Consider the following 7,007-nt stretch of genomic DNA (forward strand, 5'->3'; position numbering starts at 1 on the left):
CGCCGGGCTCCTCCGGACGCCCCGCGACCGCCGCGCCCTCGGGCGCCCGGCCGGGTCGGCCCGGCGCCCGCAGGCGGACGATGTCGCCGCTGGCTGCTGGCCGCTGGCCGCTGGCCGCTCGCCGCCGCCCGCCGCCCTCCGCCCGCCGCCCTCCGCGTCCCCGGACGCCGAGCCGCGTCGCGCTCCCGGGCCCGGGGCACCGTCAGGCTTCCGGGCCCGGGGCACCGTCGCGCTTCCGGGCCCGGGGCACGGTCACGCTTCCGGGCCCGGGGCACCGTCACGCTCCCGGACGCCGAGCCGCGTCACGCTTCCGGGCCCGGGGCACCGTCACGCTTCCGGGCGCCGGGCGCCCTGCACCGCGAGGACCACCAGACCGATGCCCAGCCAGATCACGCCCACGACCTGCGCCGAGGGGGAGGCCTCCACGATCACCGCGACCAGGATCGCCGCACCCAGCACCGGCGCCACCACATGGCGCAGCCAGTGCGGCGGCCCCGCCATGCGCCGCACCGCGAACCAGACCACCACGCTCGCGTGCAGCAGGACGAACGCGGTCAGCGCGCCGATGTCCACCACCGACACCAGGTGGTCGAGACCGTCGTCGCTCCGCGCCGCCCACACCGCCGCGATCATCGTGACCGTCGCCGACACGAGCAGCGCCACCCGGGGCACGCCCGAGTCCGTACGGGCCAGCAGATGAGGCAGCCGGCGCTCGCGGCCCATGGCGAACAACAGCCTGCTGCCCGCCGCCTGCCCCGCGAGGGCCGCGAAGGCCGCGCCGATCGCCTTCGAGACGGCCACCAGGTCGTGCAGCCAGCCCCCCACGGCCCCCTCCACCGCGTCGTAGAAGGCGGAGCCCTGCAGTGCCGGATCCGCCGCCAGCTCGCCCGACGAGACCGGTTCCAGCAGCGCCACCAACCAGGTCTGCGCCACGAAGAGCGCGCCCGCCAGCGCCAGACAGAACAGCAGCGCGCGGGCCACCTTCTCCGAGCCGCCCGTCACCTCCTCCGCGAAGGCCGCGATCGCGTCGAAGCCCAGGTACGACAGGACCGCCACCGACACCGCCCCGACGATCGCCGCCGTCGAGAACCCGGCGTCCCCCGTCAGCGGCGACCACCAGTCGCGCTGCGCCCCGTCCCGTACGAGCACGACGATCGCGGACACGACGAAGACCAGCAGGACCACGATCTCCATCGTCAGCACGGCGAAGCCGACCCGGGCCGCGGCCCGCACGCCCCACAGGTTGAGCAGCGTCGTCACCACCACCGCGATCCCCGTCCACACCCACCGGTGCACCTCGGGGACCAGCGCCTCCATGGCGATGCCCGCGAAGAGGTACGCGACCGCCGGGATCAGCAGGTAGTCGAGCATCGCCATCCAGCCGGCGACGAACCCGGGCCCCTCGCCGAGCGCCGTGCGCGCGTAGGTGAACACGGAGCCGGCGCCCGGGGCGACCCGCACCATCTGCGCGTAGCTGAAGGCCGTGAACGCCATCGCGACGGTCGCCACGACGTACACGAGTGCGACCGCCCCGTGCGACTTCGCGTCCAGCGTGCCGTACACGCCGACCGGCGCCATCGGGGCGATGAACAGCAGCCCGTAGACCACGAGGTCCCGGAAGCCGAGATTCCGTCGCAGGCCCTCGTGATCCGCCCCCGCCGCCCGTGCGTCCTCAGCCATGGCGTCAGTCTCGGCCACGGCGGTGACGAAACCGCCCACCGACGCGGCCTTACGATGGGGACCATGACTGCAACGCCCGCGAACAGCCCGAAGCGTGTCCTGCTCGCCGCTCCCCGCGGCTACTGCGCGGGTGTGGACCGTGCCGTGATCGCCGTGGAGAAGGCCCTGGAGCAGTACGGGGCCCCCGTCTACGTGCGCCACGAGATCGTGCACAACAAGTACGTCGTGCAGACCCTGGAGCGGAAGGGCGCGATCTTCGTCGACCAGGCCACCGAGGTGCCGCCGGGCAACATCGTGATGTTCTCCGCGCACGGCGTCGCCCCGACCGTCCACGAGGAGGCCCGACAGGGCCGGCTCGCGACGATCGACGCGACCTGCCCGCTGGTCACCAAGGTCCACAAGGAAGCCGTGCGCTTCGCCAACGAGGACTTCGACATCCTCCTCATCGGCCACGAGGGCCACGAAGAGGTCATCGGCACCTCCGGCGAGGCCCCCGACCACATCCAGCTCGTCGACGGCCCCGAGGACGTCGCCAAGGTCGAGGTCCGCGACCCCTCCCGGGTCGTCTGGCTCTCCCAGACCACGCTCTCGGTCGACGAGACCATGGAGACGGTGGACGCGCTGAAGGAGAAGTTCCCGCAGCTGATCTCCCCGCCGTCGGACGACATCTGCTACGCCACGCAGAACCGCCAGACCGCGATCAAGGAGCTCGCCACGCAGGCCGAGCTGGTCATCGTCGTCGGCTCCAAGAACTCCTCGAACTCCCAGCGCATGGTCGACGTCGCCAAGCAGGCCGGCGCCCCCGCCGCCTACCTCGTCGACTTCGCCAGCGAGATCGACGAGACCTGGCTGGAGGGCGTCACCAGCGTCGGCCTCTCCTCCGGCGCCTCCGTCCCGGACGTCCTCGTCCAGGAGGTCCTGGAGTGGCTGTCCGAGCGCGGCTACGCCGACGTGGAGCTGGTCAAGACGGCCGACGAGTCGCTGACCTTCTCGCTGCCCAAGGAGCTCCGCAACAAGGACCTCCGCGCGGTGGCGGACGCGCTCGGCAAGGAGTGACTCCGGCTCCCGTTTGAGGAGTGACGGAGGGCCTCTGCCCGTAACGTTGGGTCCATGAACGTCTTCGGAGTGGACATCGGCGGCTCGGGCATCAAAGGCGCCCCCGTGGACCTGGCCCGCGGCGACCTGGCCGAACCCCGCCACAAGGTACTCACCCCGCAGCCCGCGACGCCCGACGACGTCGCGGGCTGCGTCGTCGAGGTCGTGGACCACTTCGGCTGGTCCGGGCCGATCGGCGTCACCTTCCCCGGGGTCGTCACCGGCTCCACCATCCGTACCGCGGCCAACGTCGACAAGGGCTGGATCGGCGTCGACGCCGGCCGGCTGCTCGGCGACCGGCTCGGCGGACTGCCGGTGACCGTCCTCAACGACGCCGACGCGGCGGGGATCGCGGAGATGGCCTTCGGCGCGGGGAAGGGCCGGAAGGGCACCGTCATCGTGCTCACCCTCGGCACCGGGATCGGCTCGGCCGTCTTCGTCGACGGCACGCTCCTCCCCAACACCGAACTCGGGCACCTGGAGCTCAAGGGCCACGACGCGGAGAAGCGCGCCTCGTCGAAGGCGCGCGAGGACGAGGACCTGAGCTGGGAGCACTGGGCGACGCGACGGGTGCAGAAGTACCTGGCGCACGTCGAGATGCTCTTCTCGCCAGAGCTCTTCATCATCGGCGGGGGAGTCAGCAGGAAGGCCGACCGGTTCCTGCCGCTGATCGAGGGCATCAGGGCGGAGATCGTGCCGGCGCAGTTGCAGAACAACGCGGGGATCGTGGGGGCGGCGATGGCGGCGGGGGCGCCGCCGGTCACCCCGCCCGGGGCGTCGGTGCTCTGACCTGCCCTGCCCTGACCTGACCTGCGGCGCCTCTGACCTGCTCTGACCTGCTCTGACCTGGGGTGGTGCCGGGCCGGGTGGGTGGGCGCGGCGAGCTCGTGGGTGGCAACCCCGTGGGGTGCCGGGGGCGGGGGCCGGGGGGGGGGGGGGGGCGTGCGGCGACACAACCAGACCGCGGGCGGCCCGGACTGCGAGCTTCCCTTCGCTTCGCTCGGGAAGGTCGCCGCCACGTCCGGACACCCCCACCCCGGCCCCGCCCCCTCCCGCCGTCGTTCGTCCTAGCCGCGTTCGGGGGCCGGGCGCCTGACCGGTCGTGCCGCACCGCCCGGCGCCCGCTGGCGGCGCCCCATGTCGCGCACCTTCCGGACGCTGGCGATCAGGCCGGCGACGAGAGTGCCGCCGTACAGCCAGCCGGCGTGCACGGCGAGGGCCGTGACCAGGGCCATGGCCTGGCCCCCGAACCCGCCCGTACCGCCCGAGACGGGGACGACGCCGACGGCGAAGGCGATCGGTACGGAGATGGGCGCGGTGACCAGGTCGGCGGTGCGCACCCAGAACGCGGTCAGGGCGCTGACGGGCAGGAAGAGCAGCCCGTAGACGAGCGGAGAGCTGTCGAACAGCAGCCAGTCGAGGAAACCGATCGCCAGCATGACGGCGGAGACGAAGAGCCCGGCGCCCAGACCTGTCAGCCGGGGGTTGGGCAGTCTGCGCAGCGCCATGACGACGGGCGGCGGCGTGCGCTCGACGCGGGGCCGGCCCGGACGCGGCCGGGAGGCGACGCGGTAGACCGCGGCGCCCTCGACCAGGGCGCCGGGCGGCGTCAGAGGGGCCTCCCGGCCGTGCCCGGCGGGGTGGCGGGGCTGCGTCTTGCGTGTCCTGTGCTGCTCCACATCACCAACGTAGGTCGGAACAGCCCGGGAACCCCCTGCGGGACACGCCCTTTGGGTGACCTTGGCGGGAAGAGGGGTGTTCTCGACCGGTCGGGCCCGGTCGGGTGCCCCCGTAAACTGGGGGATCGCCCCACCCTCCACTCCTCCTAGGGAAGTCGCCACCGTGTCGCTCACGATCGGAATCGTCGGCCTGCCGAACGTCGGCAAGTCGACCCTGTTCAACGCCCTGACCAAGAACGACGTGCTGGCGGCCAACTACCCGTTCGCCACGATCGAGCCCAACGTCGGCGTCGTCGGCGTCCCGGACACCCGCCTGGACAAGCTCGCCGAGATCTTCGGCTCGCAGCGCGTCCTCCCGGCCACCGTCGACTTCGTCGACATCGCCGGCATCGTGCGCGGCGCGAGCGAGGGTGAGGGCCTGGGCAACAAGTTCCTGGCGAACATCCGCGAGTCGGACGCGATCTGCCAGGTCATCCGCGCCTTCAAGGACGAGAACGTCGTGCACGTCGACGGCAAGGTCTCGCCCAAGGACGACATCGAGACGATCAACACCGAGCTGATCCTCGCCGACCTGCAGACCATCGAGAAGGTCCTGCCGCGACTCCAGAAGGAGTCCCGGATCAAGAAGGACGTGGCCCCGAAGGTCGTGGCCGTCGAGGCCGCCAAGGAGATCCTGGAGAAGGGCGACACGCTCTTCTCGGCCGGCATCGTCCAGGGCTCGGAGAAGGCGGAGCTCCTCCACGACCTCCACCTGCTCACCACCAAGCCGTTCCTCTACGTCTTCAACGTCGACGAGGACGAGCTGACCGACGACGCCTTCAAGGACGAGCAGCGCGCCCTGGTCGCCCCCGCCGAGGCCATCTTCCTCAACGCCAAGCTGGAGCAGGACCTCGCCGAGCTCGACGAGGAGGACGCCATGGAGCTCCTCCAGTCCGTCGGCGCCGAGGAGCCCGGCCTCGCCACCCTCGCCCGCGTCGGCTTCGACACCCTCGGCCTCCAGACCTACCTGACGGCCGGCCCCAAGGAGTCCCGCGCCTGGACCATCAAGAAGGGCGCCACGGCCCCCGAGGCGGCCGGTGTGATCCACACCGACTTCCAGAAGGGCTTCATCAAGGCCGAGGTCATCTCCTTCGCGGACCTGGTCGAGACGGGCTCCGTCGCCGACGCCCGCGCCAAGGGCAAGGCCCGCATGGAGGGCAAGGAGTACGTCATGCAGGACGGCGACGTGGTGGAGTTCCGCTTCAACGTGTAGTCGCGCACGCACTGCACGTTAGGCCTTGAGTCAAACGTGCAAGTCGAAGGGGTCGGACTCTGTCGAGTCCGACCCCTTCTGCATTCGCGTGCTGGATGGGTGCTGGACACTCTGACGTGTGGTCAGCAGCACTCAGGTGTCGTAAACGGTGGACCGGTGTCCCGCGTGAACGGCCCAGACCACCAGTTCTCTGCTGCCGATGGCGTAGACGACGCGGTAGTCGCCGACGCGCAGGCGGCGCCGTTCGAGCTGGGACACGAGCGCGGCTCACTCACCGCGTGCCAGCGTCTCCCTCATGATGTCCTCGATCGGGATGCCGGGCGCGGGGTTGGCCATGCGCTCGTCGATGATCCGATTGATCTCGCGCTCTTCCCACTCCTGGTACTTGCGCAGTACCTCGATGGAGACGACGGCGGCGACTTCCTTGCCCCGGCGCGTGATCACTGTGGGTACGTCGTCGCGATCAGCACGCTCCACGACCTCGGCGAGGTGGGCGCGCACATCGCGGATGGACTCTATGGGTAGCGGCTGCGTCATGCGCCCAAGCGTGCCGAGTGACTCAGGTGTACACAACGCTTTTCCCGGCGCGGGCGACGGGCTTCGTCGCGGTCGCGCGTGCTGGATGTGCTGGGTGAACTTGCACCGTGCTGACTTGGTGCTGTCTTTTCAGCTGCTGCGCGGCGGTGTGAGCTTGTCGAGGTCCAGGGTGATCTCGAAGGGCACCGGGCGCTGGAGAGCGTTCCGGAAAATCCCGGCGGGCGCGTAGGCGCCGGTGGGTTCGTCGAGCTCGTAGACGTGCACGACGGGCGCCCCGTCCTCGTCCTCGATGCACCAGTAGTGCGGGATGCCGGCCTCTGCGTACTTGCGGAGCTTTACTGTGCGATCGCGATGGGCGGACTCGGGGGAGACCACCTCCACAACGAGCTTCACGTCCTCCGGGCCGTACTGTCAGGAGGGGTGCTGTCCTACTTCATCCGTGACCGGCGCCCGGACGTCGTCACGGGGAGATCCTCGTCAGGCGGAGGACGGGCTCGGGGCAGTTGCGCGGGGCGACCCTGATGCTCCTCTCACGACTGACTTCGGTGTCGGCGGGCACCCAGGCGCGGGGTTGACATGGTCCCTCGTGATCCGTAGTGTTCTCCGAGTTGTCCGACGTGAGCACCGACTCCGGTCGGCCCCGGACAGCGATTCCGCAACAACCATCGACGCCTGACAGCACGCTTTTGTCGTGCCGTCTTGTGTTTCCGTGCGTTTTTGCGAAATGAGGAATCCGCGTTCGAAGGTTTGAGCGTGAGCCGCCG

6 protein-coding genes and 2 pseudogenes are annotated in these 7,007 nt (G+C 70.8%); 3 read left to right on the forward strand and 5 right to left on the reverse strand.

All coding sequences use genetic code 11. The annotated features are described in order from the left end of the window. Positions 1–327: 327 nt before the first annotated feature. Positions 328–1,680: an APC family permease gene (locus ACIRQF_RS37100; RefSeq protein WP_404099291.1), complete on the reverse strand. Its 1,353-nt coding sequence runs from the start codon at positions 1,678–1,680 to the stop codon at positions 328–330. A gap of 54 nt (positions 1,681–1,734) precedes the next feature. Between ACIRQF_RS37100 and ACIRQF_RS37105 the strand changes: the two genes are divergently transcribed. Both ACIRQF_RS37105 and ppgK read left to right on the forward strand, forming a co-directional pair. After that, a complete protein-coding gene (locus tag ACIRQF_RS37105; RefSeq protein ID WP_382486661.1) occupies positions 1,735–2,736 on the forward strand; it encodes a 4-hydroxy-3-methylbut-2-enyl diphosphate reductase in 1,002 nt (333 codons plus the stop codon). Positions 2,737–2,790: 54 nt separating this feature from the next. Further along, a complete protein-coding gene (ppgK, locus tag ACIRQF_RS37110) occupies positions 2,791–3,564 on the forward strand; it encodes a polyphosphate--glucose phosphotransferase (protein ID WP_403528243.1) in 774 nt (257 codons plus the stop codon). A gap of 278 nt (positions 3,565–3,842) precedes the next feature. Here the strand turns inward: ppgK and ACIRQF_RS37115 are convergent, their stop codons facing one another. After that, positions 3,843–4,454: a DUF6542 domain-containing protein gene (locus ACIRQF_RS37115; RefSeq protein WP_389759869.1), complete on the reverse strand. Its 612-nt coding sequence runs from the start codon at positions 4,452–4,454 to the stop codon at positions 3,843–3,845. A gap of 163 nt (positions 4,455–4,617) precedes the next feature. Here ACIRQF_RS37115 and ychF point away from each other — a divergent pair, with 163 nt between their 5' ends. Further along, on the forward strand, positions 4,618–5,706 hold the full coding sequence (gene ychF, locus ACIRQF_RS37120) for a redox-regulated ATPase YchF (RefSeq protein WP_376637838.1): 1,089 nt from the start codon (positions 4,618–4,620) through the stop codon (positions 5,704–5,706). A gap of 132 nt (positions 5,707–5,838) precedes the next feature. Here the strand turns inward: ychF and ACIRQF_RS37125 are convergent. The 3 genes and pseudogenes from ACIRQF_RS37125 to ACIRQF_RS37135 all read right to left on the reverse strand — a co-directional run. After that, positions 5,839–5,970, reverse strand: a pseudogene (locus tag ACIRQF_RS37125) (type II toxin-antitoxin system RelE/ParE family toxin); the annotation flags it as partial. Positions 5,971–5,973: 3 nt separating this feature from the next. Then, on the reverse strand, positions 5,974–6,243 hold the full coding sequence (locus ACIRQF_RS37130; RefSeq protein WP_019434848.1) for a type II toxin-antitoxin system Phd/YefM family antitoxin: 270 nt from the start codon (positions 6,241–6,243) through the stop codon (positions 5,974–5,976). A 129-nt stretch (positions 6,244–6,372) separates the two neighbouring features. Beyond that, positions 6,373–6,808 (reverse strand): annotated as a pseudogene (locus ACIRQF_RS37135) (Uma2 family endonuclease); the annotation flags it as partial. Between the last annotated feature and the right edge of the window lie 199 nt (positions 6,809–7,007).

This window comes from Streptomyces sp. NPDC101191 (genome assembly GCF_044767915.1).
GTDB lineage: Bacteria > Actinomycetota > Actinomycetes > Streptomycetales > Streptomycetaceae > Streptomyces.

What these genes read in the sequence shown, in the direction of transcription:
- ppgK (WP_403528243.1), top strand. Translation starts at nt 2,791, where the DNA reads ATGAACGTCTTCGGAGTGGACATCGGCGGCTCGGGCATCAAAGGCGCC.
- ACIRQF_RS37105 (WP_382486661.1), top strand. Translation starts at nt 1,735, where the DNA reads ATGGGGACCATGACTGCAACGCCCGCGAACAGCCCGAAGCGTGTCCTG.
- ACIRQF_RS37130 (WP_019434848.1), bottom strand. Translation starts at nt 6,243, where the DNA reads ATGACGCAGCCGCTACCCATAGAGTCCATCCGCGATGTGCGCGCCCAC.
- ACIRQF_RS37100 (WP_404099291.1), bottom strand. Translation starts at nt 1,680, where the DNA reads ATGGCTGAGGACGCACGGGCGGCGGGGGCGGATCACGAGGGCCTGCGA.